Here is a 21,533-nt window from a genome sequence, read left to right as displayed (position 1 = left end):
TTAGCTATTGTCAGAATACCATCCACTTTTTAGTTAATTCTATTTAACCAAATTTTTCAATTTATAACTATTGTTATTTTTAATAAATTCCATAAATTATTTATATTCCAAATATTAAAAAAATTTAATTGCAATTAAAAATACTCACAGTTATAATTAAAAATAACTTTCACTTAGTCATCTGATGACTAGTTAAATGGATTGCTGGATTATTAATCTATTAAAAAAATGGGGGGTTCGTATGATTACCTTAAGAAAGAACATCTATTTTGGAATGATTGTTGTATTGCTGTTCGGTTTGTTAGCTGGTTGTGGATCAAATGAAAAGGCAGCCTCTAAAGATAATGGACATCAAGAGGTGAAAATTGGCTGGCAGCCAAGCGTTGAAACTCAATTCTATGTAGCTCAAAACGAAAAATTATTTGAAAAAAATAGTATTAACCCTAAATATACAAAATTTACCGCAGGGCCACCAATGTTTGCTGCTTTCAATAGCGGGAGTATAGATGTCGCTTATATGGGGAACCCACCGGCGGTTATTGCGATGGCGGAAGACCTTCCAGTAAGCATTATTGGAGTAGAAGTAAATTCTTCTAAAGCTGAGGGATTGGTTGTTAATGAGAAAAGCGGAATAAATAAACTTGAAGATCTAAAAGGTAAAAAGATATCTGTTTTAAGAGGAAGTTCTGCAGAATACGCCATGATGGAAGGTTTGAAGCAAGCCGGACTCACCGAAAAGGACTTAACCATTATCGATCTTGATGTTACCACCATTATCCCGGCTTTTGAAAAAGGCGATGTGGATGGTGTTTGGGTTTGGGACCCTTGGGTAAGCAAACTTGAAACTGCTGGTGGAAAAGTAATTGTCAGGGATGGAGATATAGGTGTCGGAGCTTCAGGAGTTTGGGTTGCGCGCAATGAGTGGATTGAAAAAAATCCGAAAGGTGTAGAAGCTTTTCTTAAGAGTTTAGGCGATGCAAATAAAATTATTGCAGACAACAAGGAAAACTCTGAAAAGATACTGCAAGAAGCACTGGCTTTAGAGAAACAAGAAGCAGCTTCTGTTTTAAGTAATTCTGAATATCCAACATATAAGGAATTATGGGACCCTAAATATACATTTTCAATGAATTCTGAGACGCTTAAGCAAAATGAAGGCTTAGTAAAGGTTCTAAACGATTTAGCAGAGTTTTTGTACGAAAAGGGGAAAATTAGTCAAAAACCCGAAATTGCAAAGCATATAGACGAATCGTTTGTTGAAAAGCTACAAAAATAATTTTCTAAAGGAGAGATGTAATAAGATGAGCCGAACGACAGTCCAGCCTAATTCTGCAATCCCAGTAAAATTAAAAAGGCGTAAATTGTCACCAGAAAGAATTGTAAGCGTTTGTACTCCTCTAGCTATGGTCTTATTATGGTGGCTTGTATCTGCTGCTGTTGGCGAGAAGTATCTCGCTTCTCCAAAAGAAATTATCACAACAATGGGTGTTTTGTTTACAGACGGGTATGTTGGAACAAATTTAACTACACATATTGTTGCTAGTCTATTTCGAACAATTGGCGGGTATCTGTTAGCTGTATTGTTAGCTATACCAATAGGGTTATGGATGGGTATGAATAAGTATGTTTCTGCAGTTTTAAGCCCAATATTTGCAATCATTCGTCCGATTCCGGCAATTGCTTTCTTACCGCTATTTATTATGTGGTTTGGGATTGGTGAAGTAGCAAGGGTCATGCTCATTTTCATGTCGGCGTTTTTATATATTGTTTTAAATACTTTTAGCGGCGTTAAGACAATTCCTAATGGTCTTATCCAAGCAGCTAAGAACCTTGGGGCAAATCGAATCCAATTATTTAGTAAAGTGATCTTTCCTGCTACACTTCCATCGATTATGACAGGATTAAAAGCTGGATTAGCAGTAAGCTGGGCGATTGTGGTTGCGGCTGAACTAATGGCTGCACAAGAAGGGCTAGGCTATATGATTATGGATGCTGCAACTTTCTTCAGAATGCCTGTAGTATATGTTGGAATTATCTTGATTGGATTAATAGGATTAATCCTTGAAAATATCATTTCCATTATTGAGAAGAAAAGCTGTCATTGGAGCGGGAAATAAGGGGGGAGTGTAATTATGCCATCACAAATACTTATGCAAAATATTGATATGATTTTTTCTTCAGAACGGAAAGAAACTCATGTTCTTGATAATATTGATTTAACAATAAATAAAGGAGAAATCTATTGCCTTTTAGGTCCGAGCGGCTGCGGAAAAAGTACTATCCTTAAATTGCTGGCAGGCTTTGAAAGTCCAACTAGAGGAAAAGTTTCTGTTAATCAAGAAATTGTAAAAAGCATTGGACCTGATCGGGCTGTTGTGTTCCAGACTCCCAATCTATTTCCTTGGCTAACTGTCTATGAAAATGTAGTTTTTGGACTAAGAATGAAGAAAACCTCACCTGGTGAACTGAAAGAAAAATCTTCAAGATTTATAGAGGCAGTTGGATTAAAAGGGTTTGAAAATCATTATCCACACGAACTTTCCGGAGGGATGCAGCAACGCGCCGCGATTGCAAGGGCGCTAGTAAATGACCCGACCGTGCTCCTAATGGATGAGCCATTTGCAGCCTTGGATGCACAAACTAGGTCATTAATGCAGGAATTAGTGATGGATGTTTGGGAACAATTTCATACTACTATTCTCTTTATTACACATGATATTGACGAAGCTATATTTATCGGGGACAGAATCGGCGTTATGTCAAGAAATCCCGGCCGAATTACGAAGGAATATGCCATTGAGCTTCCACGGCCGCGAAAAATAGATGTCATTACTACTCCGGAATTTTTAACGTATAAATCGGCTATTTTAAAGCAAATTCAAGAGGAAGTAAAGACATCTCATTAGAAACGGAAGGAGCTGCAAATGATGAAAATTGACCTGATTATAAAAAACGCTACAATCATAACTTTAGATGAAAGCAACACAACGGCCAGATCTCTAATTGTATCTAAAGGAAAAATTGTGAAACTATTTTCTGAATCAGAACCTGATTTACAAGAATTTACACTTGATGCCAATACAAAAGTTATAGATTTAGATGGTGCTGCACTTTTACCTGGATTCATAGATACACATAGTCATTTATTAATGTATGGTGAAATGTTAAATTTCATAGATTGTCGTTCGCCTCAAAATAATAGCATTGAAGACATCTTATTAAAGGTCAGTGCAAAGGCAGAAAAAACGGCACCAGGAAAATGGATTATGGGCTGGGGATATGATGATACTCTATTGGAAGAAAAAAGGCATCCAATGAGATTCGATTTGGACAAAGCAGCTCCAAACAACCCTGTTTATATCAGACATATCTCCGGACACTTTGCTACTGTAAACTCTAAAGCACTGGAACTGGCAGGCATAACCGAAGCTGTGATGGATCCTGCCGGCGGTTTTTTTGGACGTGATAAAGAGGGAATGCTAGATGGGGTGATTCATGAAATCCCGGCCTTGGAAATGATAAATCCATATTTACCTGTTCCGAGCAAAGAAGAGAGTATTCAAAATATCTCTAAAGGCGCAGAAGTATATTTATCTCAAGGAATTACAACGTGTACTGATGCAGGGGTAGGGTTGGATAAAGGAATAACCGAACTTGATGCTCATTTAGATGCAGTGAATTCAGGTAAGAACCCGCTAAAAATGCGATTAATGATTATGAATCATCTATTACGTGAAGATGGACCATTTGCTAATTATACAGCGGAACAGCTGCAAGCTGAATTGCTGAAAAGGTCAGATAACCGTGTTCGCCTTGATAGTGCTAAGCACTTCCAGGATGGTTCTATTCAAGGGTACACTGCAGCACTTAGAGAACCATATTTTAGTAATAGTTCTGAATACGGTGAACTATTAAACGAACAAGAAGCATTTGATAGAGAAATATTAGACTTACATAATCGAGGCTTCCGAATTGCTATACATGGTAATGGCGACCGGGCGATTGAGTCTAATATAAAAGCTCTTGGTGCAGCCATTCAAACCAGTCCTAGAGATGATCATCGCCACCGAATTGAACACGTACAGACAGGGAGCTTGAAGGATTTAGAAACAATGAAAGAACTAGGTATTGCTGCTTCCTTCTTTATTAATCACGTCTACTTTTGGGGAGACCGGCACCGTGAAATATTTTTAGGACCAGAGCGTGCAGCTCGGATTAATCCATTAGCTGATGCGGTTGGCTTAGATTTATTGTTTACACTGCATTCTGATTGTCCAATTACACCAATTTCTCCTTTATTTTCCGTTTGGGCCGCAGTAAACCGGATTACAAGGAACGGACGTGTATTAGGGGAAAATCAAAAGATTGATGTAATGACAGCATTGAAATCCATGACGATTTACGGGGCAAGGTTAAATTTTGAAGAAAATGAAAAAGGTACAATAGAAGAAGGCAAAAAAGCCGATTTCGCTGTATTGGCAAAGAACCCATTGGATTGCCCGCATGAGGAAATAAAGGATATTCCTATTTTAGCAACTATTATTGATGGGCAAGTTGTTTGGGAGAACAAAGTGAAAGCTCTGACCTAGAAGATGGAATGGACAAATATAGGTCATTAAAAAAATTTTAATAATGCTCTTATATTAAAATAAACAGCAATCCTTTGGGATGCTGTTTATTTTGTTTTACCTAAAAAAATGTAAGCGCTTTATTAATTATCTAAAAATAGGAAATAGTCAAAATATATTGACATGGCATTTTTTCAGTGGTAACCTAATAAAAAATTAATCTTAAATCGATGAAGAGAAGAGTAGGATTTGTTTCTTGTCCAAAGAGAATCGGCGGTTGGTGGAAGTCGATGTCAGAACAATCTGAAGATCATCTCTGAGATGCAAAGCTGAACATAACTAGTAAGCTATGCCGGGTGAGTCCGCCGTTAACGGAACACGTACTTTACAATCAGTACGTTGATCGAGAGCCGCAACAAGTTTATGTTTTTGCTGCGGAAGTAGGGTGGTAACGCGAGATAACTCGTCCCTATATTTTAGGGACGGGTTTTTTGTTGTTTATACAAGAAATAGTTGCTTGAAAAATGAAGGAGGAATCATGATCATGAGTCAACAAGTTGATAACAAAACATTACATGTGGAGGATATTATTATTGCCAGCCACACTATTAAGGATGTGATTTCTCCGACGCCTCTGCAATATAATCATCTCTTATCAGAACGTTATGATTGTCATGTCTATTTAAAACGTGAAGATATGCAAAGTGTTCGTTCCTTTAAAATTCGTGGAGCTTATAACCGAATTAAAAAATTAAGCTCCGAAGAAGTGGAAAATGGAATTATTTGTGCAAGCGCCGGAAATCATGCTCAAGGGGTGGCTTACTCCTGCCATTTATTAAAAATTCATGGAAAAATCTTTATGCCCAGCACAACACCAAAACAAAAGGTTAACTCGGTGAAATTTTGGGGTAAAGAAGATGTGGAAATTGTATTAGTTGGGGATACGTTTGATGATGCTTATGACAAAGCAATGGAATGCTGCCAAGAAGAAAATCGCACCTTCATTCATCCATTTGATGATTTTGATGTAATTGCGGGTCAAGGTACAGTTGGTGTGGAACTACTTAATGATTGTTCCGAAAAAATTGATTATTTATTTGCGGCCATTGGCGGCGGCGGGCTTATGGCAGGAACAGGTACCTACCTACGTCATTACTCTCCGGAAACCCAGCTGATTGGGGTCGAGCCTCAAGGTGCACCGGGCATGAAGGAATCCATTTTAAAAGGAGAAGTTACCTGCTTAGGAAAAATTGATCCATTTGTCGACGGTGCAGCTGTAAAAAAAGTTGGGAATAATACGTTCAATATTTGTAAGGAAATCGTAGACGATATTGTTGTTGTGCCGGAAGGAAAAGTTTGTACTACGCTATTGTCTCTATATAATGAAAATGCCATCGTTGTTGAGCCGACAGGTGCCCTATCTATTGCTGCCCTTGATACATATGCAGAGGAAATTAAGGGCAAAACCGTTGTTTGTGTCGTCAGCGGCGGCAACAATGACATCGGCCGGATGCAGGAAATAAAAGAACGCTCGATGATTTATGAAGGATTGCAGCATTACTTTATCGTTCAGTTCCCGCAGCGTCCAGGTGCTTTACGTGAATTCTTAATGGAGGTTCTTGGACCGAACGATGATATCAGCCATTTCGAGTACACGAAAAAGAACAACCGCGAAACTGGCCCAGCTTTAGTGGGAATTGAATTGAAGGATAAAGCCGACTACGGACCGCTAGTGGAACGGATTAAGGCGAAAGGGTTCGTCCATCGGGAAGTCAATAAGGACAGTACACTGTTCCAAATGCTTGTCTAAAAAATGGTTCTTTTTTAAAGTTTTTTGTGATTTTGGATTCGCCGATAAAATTGAAAATTCGCCGATAAAGTGGTTGGATTCGCCGATAAAATCGTAGTTTCGCCGATAAACTAACGAGAATCGCCGATAAAACATATTAATTAGTTCATATGTGTGATTTAAAACCATATTAACGTGATTTTTAACTGCATTCTTTACGAAAACCGAAAAAAATAAACTAATTATTCCAAGGCACACGTTATTCAGGGGAATTCCGTGTGCTTTTTATTGTTGTATAACCTAGTAGAAAACTTAAACAATGAGCTGGAATTTTGAAATGGTTGCATACAATTACACAAGGCTCATTTGCTAAAAAAGGAGGAAAAGTTTGGAGAATATATTTGTTTTTATTTCCATTGTTCTGGTGGCTTCCATCTTGCAAACCAGTACAGGTTTTGGATTTTCCGTAATATCGACACCTTTCTTACTGATGATATTCCACCCGCAAGAAGCCATTCAAATTAATATCATTTTAAACTTTCTAATCTCGGTACTTCTATTCAGGAAGATTAGAACGGACATTGACTATGTAATATTAAAAAGATTTATATTAGGAAGTTTAGCTGGTGTCCCTTTTGGTATTTTACTGTTTATTTCGATAAACATTAATGCATTTAAATTAGGCATCAGTATTCTTCTGTTGCTTTTTACATTGTTATTAATTTGTCGATTTAAGGTTAAGCGCACGAAATTTAGAGATTTTATCGTTGGAGGAATTTCCGGGCTTTTATCGTCAAGTATCGGCATGGCCGGTCCGCCGCTGTTACTTTACTTTACTGGTACGGATACGGAAAAAGAAAAAATAAGAGCAACAACCTTAGCCTATTTTATATTTATCTATTTTATTAGTTTAATCGTTCAAATAATCTTTGCCGGAACGGAAAAAATCATTTGGCAGTCAACACTTTATGCTGTTTTAATCGTCTTTTTCGGTTTATATATAGGTCAAATGATTTTTAGCCGACTGAATCAGCGGGTTTTTAGAATATTTACCTATATCATCCTAAGTTGTACAGGTATCTATCTTTTCCTAGAAAGCCTGAGCTCAATGTAGGATTTATTCCCTTTTATTGAAAAGTCTAGGGGGGACCCTGCGAAATGCATCACTTCTTCATTTTTTTTTAACATCTACACTTAACAAATGTCCCATTTAATGTATAATAAAAAATGGTCGAGTATCATTAGATTAAGGGACGAAATTTAAATCGTATCGATTCAAATTCAGAAAGAGAGTGTTCATATGGGTCGTAAATGGAATAATATCAAGGATAAAAAGGCAGCCAAAGATGCTAACACAAGCCGTATTTATGCTAAATTTGGCCGTGAAATTTATGTTGTAGCAAGACAAGGGGAGCCTGATCCAGAAGCAAACCAGGCATTGAAATTCACCCTTGAACGAGCTAAAACATACAATGTACCGCGCCATATTATTGACCGTGCGATTGAAAAAGCAAAAGGCGGTTCAGATGAAAGCTATGATGAATTACGGTATGAAGGCTTCGGACCAAACGGTTCTATGATCATTGTCGATGCACTGACTAATAACGTAAACCGTACTGCGTCTGAAGTACGTGCTGCCTTTGGTAAAAATAGCGGTAATATGGGTGTGAGCGGTTCTGTTGCCTATATGTTTGATAAGACAGCAGTAATTGGTGTGGAAGGCAAGAATGAGGAAGAAGTACTTGAACTATTAATGGAAGCAGATGTTGATGTTCGTGATGTCGTGGAAGAGGACGGGCAGGTTATTGTTTATGCAGAGCCAGACCAGTTCCATGCTGTTCAGGAAGCCTTCAAAAATGCTGGCATAACAGAATTTGCGGTTGCAGAGCTTTCTATGCTGCCACAAAATGAAATAACTCTTCCAGAGGATGTTATTCCGAAATTTGAAAAGTTAATCGATGCATTAGAAGATTTAGAAGATGTTCAGCAAGTGTACCACAATGTGGATTTAGGGGAATAATGATGGCGAGGGTGTCCTAATGGGCACCCTCTAATTTATCTTTTAACCGTTGACAATATAAAAATCGTAGCAATGATGGCGAACGAACCAATCCATTCTGCAGGACTAAATGTAACTTGGAGCCAGACTACCGCTAAAAATGCAGCAGACAACGGCTCCGCACAGGCTAATAGGCTGGCTTCAGAGGCACGGATGTATTTCATGCTCTCCATATAGCAAAAAAAGGCGATCAATGTTCCGAATATTACCACAAAGACAACGGCAATGAAGGATGAAAAAGTCCAGGTTCCTTGAAACTTCCACGGTGGATGGATAAAACTAAAGCCAACACCGCCAATTAACATTCCCCAGCCAACTGTAATGAGCGATCCCCATTTGGTTAGTAAACTGCCGGGGTAAAGGGTATAAAAGGCCAGCGCAAACGCGGAGAGAAGTCCCCATGTAAAGGCTGGTATGGAAATCGCCAATGTATGAATATTTCCCTTTGTTACAAGGAGAAACGTTCCTGATAAGGCCAAAATAATCGCGATGGTCTCCTGCTTTGTTGGCAGAGATTTAACCTTTAAACAAAGATAACTGGCAATGATAACTGGTGCTAAATATTGAAGTACTGTAGCTGTAGCCGCATTTCCATGTTCAATTGCAGCAAAGTAAGTATATTGAACTCCCAGCATTCCAATGATGCCGAAGATGACCAGCTGTAAGACATCTCGCTTATTTTTCCAGATGCTCCAAATGTTATATTTGCCGACTGTATTGGCGAAAAATAACAACCCAGCACCTGAGATTAGCAGCCGAATCACAACTAACCAGCCTGTGCTGAAGCCTTGCTGGTGAAATAAAAATTGTGCCACCGTTCCTGATACACCCCAAAAGATGGCGGCAATTAACACTAAAATAATTCCTTTTGTTCTTGGATAAGGCAAAACTGCCCCCTGTGATTCCAAACAGTATCCCCCCATTGAAGCATTTCATAAATGTATACCAACAAGATTATAACACTTTTTGGAGTAAGGGAGTTTCATAAATATATCCTAATCTTCAAATATTTTAATCATGTAATAACTTTACTTCTAAAAAGCATTAAAGCGAAAATGTTTGTATATACATGGATATTTGTGTATATTTACAGCATAATGATTTAGAAAGGATGAAAATCGTGCCAATCGAAAGTGTTAAGGACCATTTTAAACAATGGAATCGGGAACAGGATATTATGGAGTTTGATACCTCAAGTGCAACAGTGGACCTTGCAGCTCAAGCAATTGGTGTAGAACCCGCACGAATTGCCAAGACATTATCATTTCGCGGTGAAGGTGAAAGCGCCATTTTAATAGTGGCGGCCGGGGATGTAAAAATAGATAATAAGAAATTCCGTCAATCATTTGGTTTTAAAGCAAGGATGCTTTCACCTGAGGAAGTATTAGAGCAAACGGGGCATGCTATTGGTGGTGTTTGTCCATTTGGGTTAAAAAATAACCTTGATGTTTACCTCGATACTTCGATGAAACGCTTTGAATCGCTTTTTCCAGCTTGCGGAAGTTCCAATTCTGCGATTGAACTAACCTGTGAAGAAATCCAGCAATTCTCCTTTGCCAAAGGCTGGGTAGATGTTTGTAAAGGCTGGCAGGAAAAAGAAACGAATGTGGAAGCAGCTATAACAACCAATCGGAACTAAATATCATACATATAACGGAGTCCTTTCATTGGACTCTTTTTTTAATAATTTCCAGTTAAATTGAAATTTTGGTTTCTGTTAACAGTTGGTTACTATATTTTTTTGCTAAAGCGGAGATATTAACCTTAAAGATTTTTTCAGGAGGAATGTTTATGGGTCAATATTGTCTATTACAAGATAATAACTGGGGGGTAAAAAATAACCAAGTGTCTGCGGCAAAAGTATTAATATTGCTTGCAAATGCCACATTTAAATGGGTTTAGTCTTATGGATGCTAAGGAGGCGCTTTTTTGGAGCATTGCGCTCCCCGGATTTGGTCAGCTGTTAAATGGGAAATGGTTCAAAGGGGCAGTGTTCGTTGCTTTAGAATTCCTAGTTAATGTTCAAGCAAATTTTAACCTAGCCATTATAGCAAGTTTTCAGGGGAATATTGATTTGGCCATCCAGCAAATTGATTTTCAATGGCTGATGTTTTATCCATGTTTATATTTTTTTGCGATGTGGGATGCGTTTAAGGATGCGGGCGGAGGGAAAAAACGTTATTCCTTTTTACCGTTTGTTTTTTCTGCCTATTTTGTTACAGTAGGGTTAATTTTCTCAACAAAATTAAGAATATTTGGTGTGCTGATAGGCCCAGTATGGCTGCCGATGTTATCCGTGATTCCAGGTGTATTGGTTGGACTATTACTGCAGGGAATATTGAAGCGAAGAAGCTTCACATAAAAAACGACTGCAAAAAATAGCAGTCGTTTTAAGTTTATTTAAAAATTCTATCGAGGTGTCAGCGGCTTGACGATGATCGCGGGGGAATACGTAGTAGTGATACAGCTGTTTAATTGTTCCGGGTTTAATAAACCCAAGTTTACAGCTGCCTTAATTTTTTTATCATCAGGCTTCTTTACCACTTGAATGAGGTCATTTAATTGTAGGTCTTCTAACATTTTAACTGTTTCTTCTTCAATATATTTTTCCGTTTTCCGGATTTGGCGCTGTATTTTGTATCCGTTAACCGTGATTTCACCTTTTCGGTCTGTCCCGACTAATTGATTGAAATAGTGCTGAAACATTTCTTTTAATTCATTCATTTCAAGTTCAATTTCTTTTTTCTGCTTGTTTAGTTCGTAATATTTCGCTAACATCTCACCTGTAATCAAGGACTCATTACTTTTTAGCAATAGTCTCTCCTCCTGTACGAACGTATATTCTATAATATGCCGAGGTTTTAGAATTAGTACCGCTTGGAGGAGAGTTAATGAGAAAAATCCCCCAAATGGAGGGGGATCTTTCTCATTATTTTGAGAGGAGTTCATCTAGATGCTTAAGAATTGCTTCACGGTTACCGGAAATTTTGTCTTCTCGAAGTTGGTCTTTATTTAATTTTTCCAGTGATTTGGTCAAAACTTCCTGTTCAATATCTTGAGGGACGACCACAACACCATCCACATCGCCTATGATGATGTCTCCTGCGTGCACTGTCACGCCCCCGCAGGAAATCGGGACATTAATTTCACCCACTCCAGCTTTTCCGCTTGCTGCTACAGCAGTACCTTTACTAAAGACAGGGAAGTTCAATGCTTTAATTCCTGCTACATCGCGAATGACACCATCCACGACAAGTCCTGCAATCCCAAGTGTTTGCATCATTCCAACGACAAAATCACCGGCAATGGCCCGGTACTGATCACCTTTGGCGTCTACCACCAAAACATCACCCGGTCGTGCATTGCGGATAGCTTTTAAGACAGCAAGATTGTCACCGACCGGAATTTTCACCGTGAAGGCTCGTCCCACCACTTTATATTCTTCTTTCAGAGGTTTAATTGAAGGGTGGAGGTTATTTAAGCCATCCATCGCATCAGAAATACAAGTTGTGGGAATATTCGTAAAATCCAAAACATGCTGATCCATAAAAAAACTCCTCTCCATATGTAGACTACCTTTTTATTATAACGCGATTTTATTAGAAAAGGTTAACAAAAAAATAGCTGGAGTTTTTTCCAGCTATTTCGATAAAATAGAATTATTTTTTCCAGTCCAGCTGTCACTAATATCTGAATCAAAAATATAGCCGATCGGGATAAAATATGGATTAAAGTCACCGTTTTGTTCACCATAGCCTTGATTTCGTTTGTAGGAAACAAATTGGTCGATGAACTGGTTTGGTCCCATATTCAAAATGGATGCGTGGTCAAAAACATTGACCTTCAGGTTTCCAAAATTCACGACCATTGGAGCAAAAATCAAGATGAATCCCCCCTTAGCAGGTATTAAATAATGCTGTTCTTTGCTGTATTACTATCAGATACATCTGGATCAACAACCCATGAGATCGGGATGTTTACAGGGGAGATGTCACCGTTTTGCTCTCCAACCCCTTGGTTTCTTTTGTAGGAAACAAACTGATCCACAAACTGATTCGGACCTAGATTAATAAAGGAGGCATTATCGATTGCATTAGCTTTAAAACCGATAAAATTAAACGCCATTGGTGCGATATTCAAAATGATCACTCCTATACATGATAATCGTTCCCTTTTATTTTTATGGACGGTATATCAATAATGTCGTCATCAAAGGTAATGCTGATGGGGATGATGGTTAATACGTCATCCGCTGACTGCTGTCCAAAGCCTTGGCTTTTCTTTCCCGCTACATTCATATTCGTTAGGAAATTGGCACCAAAGTTGATGGCACTCTTATGGTCTGGGCTGTTAATCTTTATATTGCAAATATTTAGCTTAGTAGGTATGAAATACATCCAAAATGCTCCTTTCCTAAAGTCCAAGCAATTTAAAAGTTTGATGTTTTATTATGTATATTCGCCTATAACAGTAAAAATTCGGCAAAAAAAGAAAGCGGCAAAAGCCGCTTTTAAAAAGAAGGAAAAACTTAATGGGTTACTTTAATCTATGAAAAAGCTTGTACGTGGATGTAGTCATCTTGTCCAATTATATAAAAATGTGCGTTAGCATATTTTTTGAACAAGGTCGATTGTGTTATTTTTTGGTGAATTGACAAACGTAGATACCTTATAGGCTTCCATCCTTGACTCATCATATGGTTTTAAAAAACTTTGTAACCAATTTGTATCTGAAATGGAAGGGTTTAACCAATTTTTTTCATCCTCTGAATTCAAAATTACCGGCATACGATCATGGATATCTGTCATCAGCTGATTAGGAGTTGTTGTAATCACGGAACATGAGAAAATTGATTTCCCCTCCGGTGATTTCCACTGCTCCCAAATTCCCGCCATCGCAAATAATTCGTCGGATTTAAGTTTGATTCGCATTGGTGTTTTGGTTTTATCTTCATGACGTTTCCATTCATAAAAGCTATCGGCGATGATTAAACAGCGCTTCTTTTTAAAAGCATTTTTAAAGCTAGGCTTTTCTGCAAGGGTTTCCGCTCGGGCATTGATCAACTTGTTACCGATGGAAGGATCTTTAGCCCACGGTGGAATTAGCCCCCATTTTAAAAATCCCATCCGATTTGCTTTACCATTATTAATAACAGCAAGTACCATTTGAGATGGGGCAATATTGTAACTAGGGGAGAAATTTTCTTCGTCTAAAAATGCTTGAATATCAAATCGATCGATGATTTGTTCAATCGAAGCAGTCAACGTAAACCGGCCGCACATATTTTTCACCTCAAGATTATTGTAGCAAAAATGAATGAAGGTGCAATAAGAGGAGAGGAGCTTGGAATCCCAGCTCCTTTTATCGTTTCCTTCTCGCAAAATCAACAAAGCGGAATTTATCGGGACGGTGTCTAGACTCGGTATATTGGAAGAGGCTGGCGTCCTCTAAATAGACATGACTTTTAATGACAACAACATTTTGAAATCCCTCTAAATCTAAAAGCTCGCGGTCTTCGTCTGTCGGCTCCTCAACGATGATTTCCTTTTTCGCAAAGCTGATTGTTAGGCTTAAATCCTTCTCCAGGTATTCATAAATCGAGTTTCCACAGATTTCTTCCGTAAGGCTGGGCACATATTTTTTATTTAAAAAATCCTTATCCAAGATAATCTTTTTTCCGCCAATTTCTCTCGTTCTTATAACCTTCCATACCTGGTCCTTTGCTGATAATTGCAGCTGCTGGCGAATGGAATGATCAGGTTTAATTATCAAAGAAAGCTCATGGACGTTCGTTCGCGGTTTCGTTTCCATTTTATCTGCCAATTCTTTGAAACTTACAAGACCGGACACTGGAAAATCTAATTTGGTAACGTCTATGACAATCGACCCTTTTCCTCTAACTTTTTGAATATAACCATTTTGTGAAAGCAGATTTAATGCTTTACGTATTGTCTCCCTAGAGGTTTGGAATTGATCGGTCAATTCATGCTCAGAAGGGAGCAATGTTTGAGGCGGTATCGAACCGCTCTTAATTTGCTCTACAAGCGTGTTATAAATCGTTAGGTACTTACTGGTCACTACAGACATCTCCGTTCACTTTATCAAATGGTACACAATTGACTCATATGGCCTTAAGCTAAACTTATTTGTAAGCGGCTTCGAGTCTTTATAATTAGAGATTAACATTTCACTATGATACCCTTCAAGGTTTATCTGACCAGGAAGGAGCAGTTCTTTCTTCCTGCCATAGAAATTATTAATAACCAACAATTCTTCATCACCCGATGTTCTAACAAAGACAAATACTTCATCATCATCCTCTAAAAGCGGAGTAAAATCACCCGCCGAAATAATAGCGTAGTCTTTTCTTAATTGAATCAGTTTTTTATAATGGTAGAAAATCGAATCCGGGTCGCTTAATGCATTTTTGGCATTGATTTCTCGATAGTTCGCCGCCGTGTTAATCCATGGGGTGCCGGTTGTAAATCCAGCATTTGCCTCTGAATTCCATTGAACTGGCGTACGCGAATTATCACGAGATTTCTGCTGCAGGATTTCAAGGATTTCTTTTTCACACTTGCCTTCTTTTCTCATAATCTCGAATATATTTAACGACTCAACATCTCGGTATTGTTCGATTGATTTAAAGGCGGGATTGGTCATCCCGAATTCTTCCCCTTGGTAAATATATGGGGTGCCTTGCATCATATGAATCACAGTTGCCAGCATTTTTGCTGATTGTCTGTGATAGTTTTGATCATCGCCGAAGCGGGAGACAACCCGAGGCTGGTCATGGTTGCACCAGAATAAAGCATTCCAGCCGCCGCCTTTATTCATTTCAATCTGCCAGGTTGATAGAATTTTTTTCAGTTCTTGAAGATCAAATGGCGCCTTCGTCCATTTCTCTCCGTTAGGATAATCGACTTTCAAGTGATGGAAGCTAAAGGTCATGTTTAATTCTTTGCTCTCCGGTTTTGTATATTTAATACAATGGTCAATGGATGTGGATGACATTTCACCGACCGTGATTAAATCATATTTTGAAAAAACCTTCTCGTTCATCTCCTGCAAAAATTCATGAATTCTTGGCCCATCGGTATAAAATTTGCGCCCGTCGCTGTCATCCTGAGGGAATTGCTGATTCTTCGAAATTAAATTTATGACATCAAGACGGAAGCCATCTACACCTTTCCTTAGCCAAAAATGCATCATTTCATATAAGGCTTCACGCACTTTCTCGTTTTCCCAATTGAGATCAGCTTGGGTGACATCGAAAAGATGTAAATAGTACTGATCCGTTGTATCATCGTACTCCCAGGCAGAACCGCCGAATTTCGATTCCCAATTTGTCGGGGGTTCACCGTTTTTGCCATCACGCCAAATGTAGAAATCACGGTATGGATTGTTTTTTGAAGAACGTGCTTGTTTGAACCATTCATGCTCAGTAGAAGTATGGTTAATAACGATATCCATCATAATTTTCAATCCGCGTTTGTGGGCTTCAGATAGCAGCTCTTCAAAATCTGCCATCGTTCCGTACTCTTCGTGAATTTGATAATAATCGCTAATATCATAGCCATTATCGCGCTGCGGTGATTGGTAAATAGGGGTGAGCCATAAAACGTCCACACCAAGATTTTTTAAATAATCTAGTTTTTGAATGATCCCTTGAAGATCGCCGGTCCCATTCCCGGTCGTATCGCAAAAGCTTTTTGGATAAATTTGATAAACAACGGCATTCTTCCACCATGCTGTTGACATATAAAACACCTGCCTAAAATATTTCTAGTTGTAATCGAGTTCCCTAATTCGGCTAATTTATCGGCCAATTAATTGTAATGTAGAAAAGGAGGGAGACCATCTCCCTCCTAATTATTTTTTAAAAGCAATTTTCTTGATTCCAGTCTTTGCGAAAATCATGGTTAGAATAAATGGAATGACAATGGCAACTGCCATTGAGATAGCAAACATCGCCATGTGCTGCGGTTGAATTGATAGGATCCCTGGGAGACCACCGACACCAATTGAATTTGCCATGACATCCGTTCCCACAGAGATAACTGCCGCACACATAGAGCCAAGCATTGCTGCTAAGAATGGGAAGCCATATTTCAAGTTAATCCCGAACATTGCTGGCTCCGTTACTCCTAGATAGCAGGAGATGCATGCAGGAATGGACACTTGTTTTTCTTCTTCATTTTTTCGGTTAATGTAAATCATTGCAAGAACAGCAGATCCCTGGGCGATGTTAGACAGGGCAATCATTGGCCATAGGTTTGTACCGCCAAGTTCACTCATCAGCTGGAGGTCAATTGCATTGGTCATATGATGCAGCCCTGTAATTACCAGCGGTGCATAAGCAAAACCGAAAATTGCGGCAAATAGCCAGCCAAAGGCTGAAGTTAAACTTGTATAGACTACGTTAGAGATAGCAGAGCCGATTGTCCATCCGATAGGGCCTAAAATCGTGTGTGCGATTAGGACAGTAGGAATCAGTGCTAAAAAGGGTACAACAATCATCGAAATGGAGTTTGGCACAATTTTGCGCAGCCTAGTTTCTAAGAACGCTAATAAAAGACCTGCCAAAATGGCTGGAATAACCTGAGCTTGGTAGCCAATCATTTCAACTTGTGCAAAACCGAAATCCCATACTGGAATGTCTTTGGCATCGGCAACCGCATAGGCATTTAGCAATTGCGGTGATACAAGGGTAATACCGAGAACAATTCCAAGAATTTGCGACGCACCCATTTTCTTGGCAATCGACCATGTGATACCCACAGGGAGGAAGTGGAACACCGCTTCACCAATTAACCAAAGAAAGGAATGCACCCCCGCCCAGAATTGAGATACTTCGATTATAGTTTTTGTTCCGTTATCAAGTAATTTAATATCGCCAATTACGTTTCTGAAACCAAGAATTAAACCTCCGACCACAAGGGCTGGGATTAAAGGTGTAAAAATATCAGCGAGATGGGCCATCATCCGCTGGAGCCAATTCATGTTTTGCTTCGCAGCGACTTTCGCTTCATCTTTTGTTGTACTGTCTACACCTGCAAGTTTAATAAAATCGTTATAAAACAAAGCGACTTCATTGCCGATAATAACTTGAAACTGACCAGCTTGGGTAAAAGTTCCTTTTACAAGCTTAATAGACTTAATTTTTTCAATAGCAGCCTTACTAGGATCATTGAGAACAAAGCGCATCCTTGTAGCACAGTGGGTAACGGCTGCGATATTGTCTTTGCCGCCAATATGCTCTAATAGCTCTTTAGCAGGATCTGTATATTTAGACATTGTTTTTCCCCCTAACAACTGGGTTTAACCCCTATTATCTTTTAACGCTGCTGATTTTTATACAGCGTTTTCAATCATCCGAACAACATGTATATACAAGTTTTGATTACGTTTTCATTGTATCTTGTATATACATGTTTGTCAAACTGTATTTAGATGATATTTAATAAGATTATTGAAATTTGGAAATAGTATACAAAAATGTAAATATTGTTAAGTGTTTCGTGAAGTTTTAAAAAATTATTTAACCATTGCCTCTTTTTAATGAAACCTATTAGTCTTTAATAACGTATGAATAATAAATTCACATGATGGAAGGAGCAGTTTATGAAGGACAGGACTCAATTGTTATAAATTTTATGGTTTTATAATCTTATTAATTTTTAATTTGCTAGCTAATTCGAGGGAAGGTTGAATGTTAAATCAACCATAGCTAGTAAAGAAAGGGGAATATTTTATTGAACGTTTTAAATGAAATCTGGTCAACCTATGCATCATTTTTTGACTGGGGAATGTGGGTCGAAGTTTTATCAGATCCTGTTTCTTGGGGATACATAGGTACATTGGTTATTTTGGAAGGGCTGCTTTCAGCTGATAATGCACTGGTGCTTGCTGTTATGGTGAAACATCTTCCCCCAGACCAGCGCAAAAAGGCTTTAACATATGGGTTATTCGGGGCATATTTCTTCCGGTTCCTGTTTATTGGATTAGGTATGTTATTGATTAAGTTCTGGTGGATTAAGGTATTAGGTGCAGCTTACTTAGCTTGGCTTGTAATAAAGCATTTCTGGTTAGGTGAGAAGGAAGACGATGTAGAGGGAGTAAAAAAGACAAGCTGGCTGATCCGTACTTTTGGTGTATTCTGGGGAACAGTTATTTCTGTTGAATTAATGGATATTGCTTTTTCGGCGGACAGCATTTTGGCAGCATTCGCCGTATCAGAGCAGGTATGGATTCTTCTTGTTGGAGGAATGTTAGGAATTCTAATGATGCGGACTGTTGCTAAGTTTTTCTTAGTGTTAATTGACCGAGTACCTGAGCTTGAGAATACAGCGTTTATTTTAATTGCAATTATTGCAGCGAAGATGTTTGCAAGCGTGTTTGGAATCCATGTGCATCATTTAGTATTTTTCGGAATCTTGATTCTGGCATTCGCAGCAACATTTGTAGTTCATAATATTAATAAGAAGAAAACTGCTTCAGAGGTTGCCGCTTCGAAGGATAAGTAATGCTGCAGCTTTTGTTAAAGGGTATTGTGCCGCTAATGGTTGAAATTAGCGGCTTTTTATATACGGGAAATAAGACTCATATATTTTTACCCACTTTCATACTTTAGCGCTTTAAACTATTGTGAGAAGAATGTATCCATGTTAAAATGAACTTGTTTAAATTCTTCTGAGTTTAGACCTCCTAAACTGGGTTCTTATCAGTAAACTGTTAAGTACTCAATTAGCCTTTGGCATTTGCTCAAAGGTTCTTTTTTTGCTAAAAATAGGATAGTTATTTTTGGTATGACGGTAAATATGACATAAGATTCATTTTGTGGATAACCATTTCCTTAATCAAAAAATCTATTTTTCCATTCCGGTAATGGCAGCATGCAGCTATCTTTTTTGCCAAACCATTTATAGCGGTTATTGGCGATGATTTTATAGAAATAGTTACGTAGTGGGCTTGGAATGATCAATAAAACCGAAAGCACCTTCCAGCCGCCATTCAACTTACGGCACACACGGAGTGCAGCAGTTGACTCGAGGTAGATGTTATTATCTTCAACCAAAATAAAACTGTTCATGTTAGAGTTCAATCCATACTTACTAAGCAGCTTTTGGCCAGCTTCCCCTTGGAGGGAAGCAAATTTAAAATGGCCCGTTGGATCCCGTTTTATAACAAATTGTACACTGCTATTGCAAAGATTGCAGACGCCATCAAACAATATGATTCGCTCCAAAAAAATCACCAACTTAAAACAATTTAAATATAGTTAAAGTTTAGCATAATTTCTGGGGATACAAAAATTTTCCAATCAATGTAGAATTTTTGAAACAAAATAGAATAAGAGTCGTATGATTATCTAAGAAAGATATTAAGTTAAAGAATAGGGGGCACGGAATGGGGGGTTATCCAGCATTTGATATGTTTAGCATCATGGAAACCATTTTTCCAATCTTTTTTATTTTAATATTTGGAATCATCCTTTTCGTTATTTTTAGCGGTGTCAAGCAATGGAACAATAATAATAAGCAACCACGCCTGAATGTTGCAGCAGTGGTTGTTTCAAAACGGACTGAAGTAAGCGGGGGCGGAACTGATCATCACTCGAGTACCTGGTACTATGCCACCTTCCAAGTGGAAAGCGGCGACCGGATGGAATTTAGTGTCACGGGGCGCGATTTTGGTATGTTGGCGGAAGGTGATGCTGGTGAACTTGAATTTCAAGGCACACGATTTCACGGCTTTACCCGCCAACAGCCGCCAAATTAACCGATACTCCCATATTAGTTCACAAAAACAAAAAGGAAGAGAAACCTGATTTCGAGGGTTTCTCTTCCTTTTTAATCAAAGTGTCCACTGGTGGCGTACAAATGTCCTCGAGTGGTGCCTAACACCAAAAAGGAAAAATGTTGTCATAATTTAAAGGGAAATGTTTAAAAAAGTAGAAATAAATATTGAGAAAGGTGGTATATATGATGTTACAAAATGAATTAACTAAAAGGTTGCAAATAGACTATCCGATTGTTCTGGCTCCGATGGCGGGGGGCGTTACTTCATCTGAATTAGTTGCGGCTGTATCGAACTCTGGCGGGCTTGGGATGATTGGGGCAGGCTATTTAAGCCCCGACCAATTAAGACATCAAATAAAGGAAGTTAAGGTATTAACCACTAAAAATTTCGGAGTCAACCTCTTTGTTCCGAGCAGCTATTCTGTAGATGAACAAAAGCTCACAATTTCCGAAAAATACCTTCATTCAATCGAATTGGAGCTAGGAATCCAAAAGACAACCCCTTCACTTCCGAACTACGAGCAGGACATTGAAACGTTTGAGAAGATGGTGAATATAGTTATAGAAGAAAATATTCCAATTTGTTCGTTTACTTTTGGAATTCCTTCGGAAGATATTAGAACCAAATTAAAACAAAATGCGTCTATTATTATTGGAACAGCTACAACCGTTCAAGAAGCAATCATGAATGAAGAAGCGGGAATGGATGCAGTGGTAGTTCAAGGATCGGAAGCAGGAGGACATCGTGGGACTTTTGCTGGTGGAGACCAGCAGAGTTTAATTGGATTACTATCACTGATTCCACAGGCGGCGGACCAACTCTCCATTCCAATCATAGCCGCTGGCGGCATTATGGACGGAAGAGGCTTGCTCGCAGCCCAATGTTTAGGGGCAATGGGAGTGCAATTGGGAACAGCATTCCTTGTATGTGAAGAAAGCGGGGCGAATAAACTTCATAAGGAAGCCATACTTGAAGCAGCTGAGGACGAAGTAGTACTGACAAAAGCTTTCTCCGGTAAAATGGCTCGTGGAGTTAAAAATCGTTTTATTGAAAAACTTCATGGGGCAGAAGAGAATCTTCCGGAGTATCCGCTTCAAAATGAGTTAACAAAAGCGATTAGAAAAGCTGCTTCCGCTGATAAAAACCCGGAATATCTGTCTCTTTGGTCAGGTCAAAGTCCTAGATTAGCTATCAAGCTCTCAGCACAAGAACTAGTTGAAAAAATAGTAAATGAAACATTGAAACTTAAAAATACACTATCATAGAGTTTGACCATATTCTAGAACTCTATAAAAAATTGCTTAATTGCAGGGCA

At 38.6% G+C, this 21,533-nt stretch carries 23 protein-coding genes and 1 other annotated feature; of the genes, 12 read left to right on the top strand and 11 right to left on the bottom strand.

What is annotated here, in order from left to right:
* Nucleotides 1-241: 241 nt before the first annotated feature.
* The 7 genes from IE222_RS13575 (at nucleotide 242) to IE222_RS13545 (ending at nucleotide 8,377) form a co-directional block, all read left to right on the top strand.
* Nucleotides 242-1,276 carry a taurine ABC transporter substrate-binding protein gene (locus IE222_RS13575; protein ID WP_191273661.1) on the top strand — a complete coding sequence of 345 codons (1,035 nt, stop codon included), beginning with the start codon at nucleotides 242-244 and terminating at the stop codon, nucleotides 1,274-1,276.
* 25 nt (nucleotides 1,277-1,301) lie between these two features.
* Complete coding sequence (locus tag IE222_RS13570) at nucleotides 1,302-2,117, top strand: ABC transporter permease (protein WP_191273659.1); 816 nt, start codon at nucleotides 1,302-1,304, stop codon at nucleotides 2,115-2,117.
* 15 nt (nucleotides 2,118-2,132) lie between these two features.
* Nucleotides 2,133-2,906, top strand: coding sequence for an ABC transporter ATP-binding protein (locus IE222_RS13565; RefSeq protein ID WP_191273656.1), 774 nt, complete (start codon nucleotides 2,133-2,135; stop codon nucleotides 2,904-2,906).
* A gap of 18 nt (nucleotides 2,907-2,924) precedes the next feature.
* A complete protein-coding gene (locus IE222_RS13560; protein ID WP_308435608.1) occupies nucleotides 2,925-4,589 on the top strand; it encodes an amidohydrolase in 1,665 nt (554 codons plus the stop codon).
* A 200-nt stretch (nucleotides 4,590-4,789) separates the two neighbouring features.
* Nucleotides 4,790-5,042: a binding site (T-box leader), on the top strand.
* A 70-nt stretch (nucleotides 5,043-5,112) separates the two neighbouring features.
* Nucleotides 5,113-6,378, top strand: coding sequence for a threonine ammonia-lyase IlvA (gene ilvA, locus IE222_RS13555; RefSeq protein ID WP_191273652.1), 1,266 nt, complete (start codon nucleotides 5,113-5,115; stop codon nucleotides 6,376-6,378).
* A gap of 367 nt (nucleotides 6,379-6,745) precedes the next feature.
* Complete coding sequence (locus IE222_RS13550; RefSeq protein WP_191273650.1) at nucleotides 6,746-7,471, top strand: sulfite exporter TauE/SafE family protein; 726 nt, start codon at nucleotides 6,746-6,748, stop codon at nucleotides 7,469-7,471.
* Between the two features lie 186 nt (nucleotides 7,472-7,657).
* Nucleotides 7,658-8,377, top strand: coding sequence for a YebC/PmpR family DNA-binding transcriptional regulator (locus tag IE222_RS13545; protein ID WP_191273648.1), 720 nt, complete (start codon nucleotides 7,658-7,660; stop codon nucleotides 8,375-8,377).
* A gap of 35 nt (nucleotides 8,378-8,412) precedes the next feature.
* Here the strand turns inward: IE222_RS13545 and IE222_RS13540 are convergent, their stop codons facing one another.
* Nucleotides 8,413-9,339: a DMT family transporter gene (locus IE222_RS13540; protein WP_191273646.1), complete on the bottom strand. Its 927-nt coding sequence runs from the start codon at nucleotides 9,337-9,339 to the stop codon at nucleotides 8,413-8,415.
* A 197-nt stretch (nucleotides 9,340-9,536) separates the two neighbouring features.
* Here IE222_RS13540 and IE222_RS13535 point away from each other — a divergent pair, with 197 nt between their 5' ends.
* On the top strand, nucleotides 9,537-10,055 hold the full coding sequence (locus IE222_RS13535) for a YbaK/EbsC family protein (protein WP_191273707.1): 519 nt from the start codon (nucleotides 9,537-9,539) through the stop codon (nucleotides 10,053-10,055).
* 267 nt (nucleotides 10,056-10,322) lie between these two features.
* A complete protein-coding gene (locus tag IE222_RS13530; RefSeq protein WP_191273644.1) occupies nucleotides 10,323-10,778 on the top strand; it encodes a hypothetical protein in 456 nt (151 codons plus the stop codon).
* Between the two features lie 47 nt (nucleotides 10,779-10,825).
* Here IE222_RS13530 and IE222_RS13525 read toward each other — a convergent pair whose 3' ends face one another.
* The 9 genes from IE222_RS13525 to treP all read right to left on the bottom strand — a co-directional run bounded on the left by IE222_RS13525 (nucleotide 10,826) and on the right by treP (nucleotide 17,713).
* Nucleotides 10,826-11,230, bottom strand: coding sequence for a hypothetical protein (locus IE222_RS13525; protein WP_223282697.1), 405 nt, complete (start codon nucleotides 11,228-11,230; stop codon nucleotides 10,826-10,828).
* Between the two features lie 115 nt (nucleotides 11,231-11,345).
* Nucleotides 11,346-11,963: an RraA family protein gene (locus IE222_RS13520; protein WP_191273642.1), complete on the bottom strand. Its 618-nt coding sequence runs from the start codon at nucleotides 11,961-11,963 to the stop codon at nucleotides 11,346-11,348.
* A gap of 93 nt (nucleotides 11,964-12,056) precedes the next feature.
* Nucleotides 12,057-12,299, bottom strand: coding sequence for a hypothetical protein (locus IE222_RS13515; protein ID WP_191273640.1), 243 nt, complete (start codon nucleotides 12,297-12,299; stop codon nucleotides 12,057-12,059).
* A gap of 23 nt (nucleotides 12,300-12,322) precedes the next feature.
* A complete protein-coding gene (locus IE222_RS13510; protein WP_191273703.1) occupies nucleotides 12,323-12,541 on the bottom strand; it encodes a hypothetical protein in 219 nt (72 codons plus the stop codon).
* A 26-nt stretch (nucleotides 12,542-12,567) separates the two neighbouring features.
* Nucleotides 12,568-12,813 (bottom strand): hypothetical protein, encoded by a 246-nt coding sequence (locus tag IE222_RS13505; protein ID WP_191273638.1) that lies wholly within the window; start codon nucleotides 12,811-12,813, stop codon nucleotides 12,568-12,570.
* Between the two features lie 207 nt (nucleotides 12,814-13,020).
* Nucleotides 13,021-13,698 (bottom strand): SOS response-associated peptidase, encoded by a 678-nt coding sequence (locus IE222_RS13500; protein WP_191273701.1) that lies wholly within the window; start codon nucleotides 13,696-13,698, stop codon nucleotides 13,021-13,023.
* 79 nt (nucleotides 13,699-13,777) lie between these two features.
* A complete protein-coding gene (gene treR / locus IE222_RS13495; protein ID WP_191273636.1) occupies nucleotides 13,778-14,494 on the bottom strand; it encodes a trehalose operon repressor in 717 nt (238 codons plus the stop codon).
* A 15-nt stretch (nucleotides 14,495-14,509) separates the two neighbouring features.
* On the bottom strand, nucleotides 14,510-16,177 hold the full coding sequence (gene treC, locus IE222_RS13490) for an alpha,alpha-phosphotrehalase (protein WP_191273634.1): 1,668 nt from the start codon (nucleotides 16,175-16,177) through the stop codon (nucleotides 14,510-14,512).
* Nucleotides 16,178-16,288: 111 nt separating this feature from the next.
* Nucleotides 16,289-17,713, bottom strand: a complete 1,425-nt coding sequence (gene treP / locus IE222_RS13485; RefSeq protein ID WP_191273632.1) for a PTS system trehalose-specific EIIBC component — start codon at nucleotides 17,711-17,713, stop codon at nucleotides 16,289-16,291.
* A gap of 512 nt (nucleotides 17,714-18,225) precedes the next feature.
* On the opposite strand from treP, the gene IE222_RS13480 reads away from it, so the two are divergent.
* The gene (locus tag IE222_RS13480) at nucleotides 18,226-18,942 is read left to right on the top strand and encodes a TerC family protein (RefSeq protein WP_370465049.1); all 717 of its coding nucleotides are present in this window, start codon (nucleotides 18,226-18,228) and stop codon (nucleotides 18,940-18,942) included.
* Nucleotides 18,943-19,271: 329 nt separating this feature from the next.
* On the opposite strand, the gene IE222_RS13475 is transcribed toward IE222_RS13480, so the two are convergent.
* Nucleotides 19,272-19,649, bottom strand: a complete 378-nt coding sequence (locus tag IE222_RS13475) for a thiol-disulfide oxidoreductase DCC family protein (protein WP_370465046.1) — start codon at nucleotides 19,647-19,649, stop codon at nucleotides 19,272-19,274.
* A gap of 176 nt (nucleotides 19,650-19,825) precedes the next feature.
* On the opposite strand from IE222_RS13475, the gene IE222_RS13470 reads away from it, so the two are divergent.
* Both IE222_RS13470 and IE222_RS13465 read left to right on the top strand, forming a co-directional pair.
* Nucleotides 19,826-20,197, top strand: coding sequence for a DUF2500 domain-containing protein (locus tag IE222_RS13470; RefSeq protein ID WP_191273626.1), 372 nt, complete (start codon nucleotides 19,826-19,828; stop codon nucleotides 20,195-20,197).
* A gap of 203 nt (nucleotides 20,198-20,400) precedes the next feature.
* Entirely contained in the window at nucleotides 20,401-21,483 is a 1,083-nt protein-coding gene (locus IE222_RS13465) for an NAD(P)H-dependent flavin oxidoreductase (protein ID WP_308435607.1), read from the top strand.
* Nucleotides 21,484-21,533 lie beyond the last annotated feature (50 nt).

This window comes from Neobacillus kokaensis (assembly GCF_014656545.1).
Lineage (GTDB): Bacteria > Bacillota > Bacilli > Bacillales > Cytobacillaceae > Neobacillus > Neobacillus kokaensis.
Note: the sequence above shows the minus strand (reverse complement) of the source record. Positions and strands in the feature narration are given on the sequence as shown.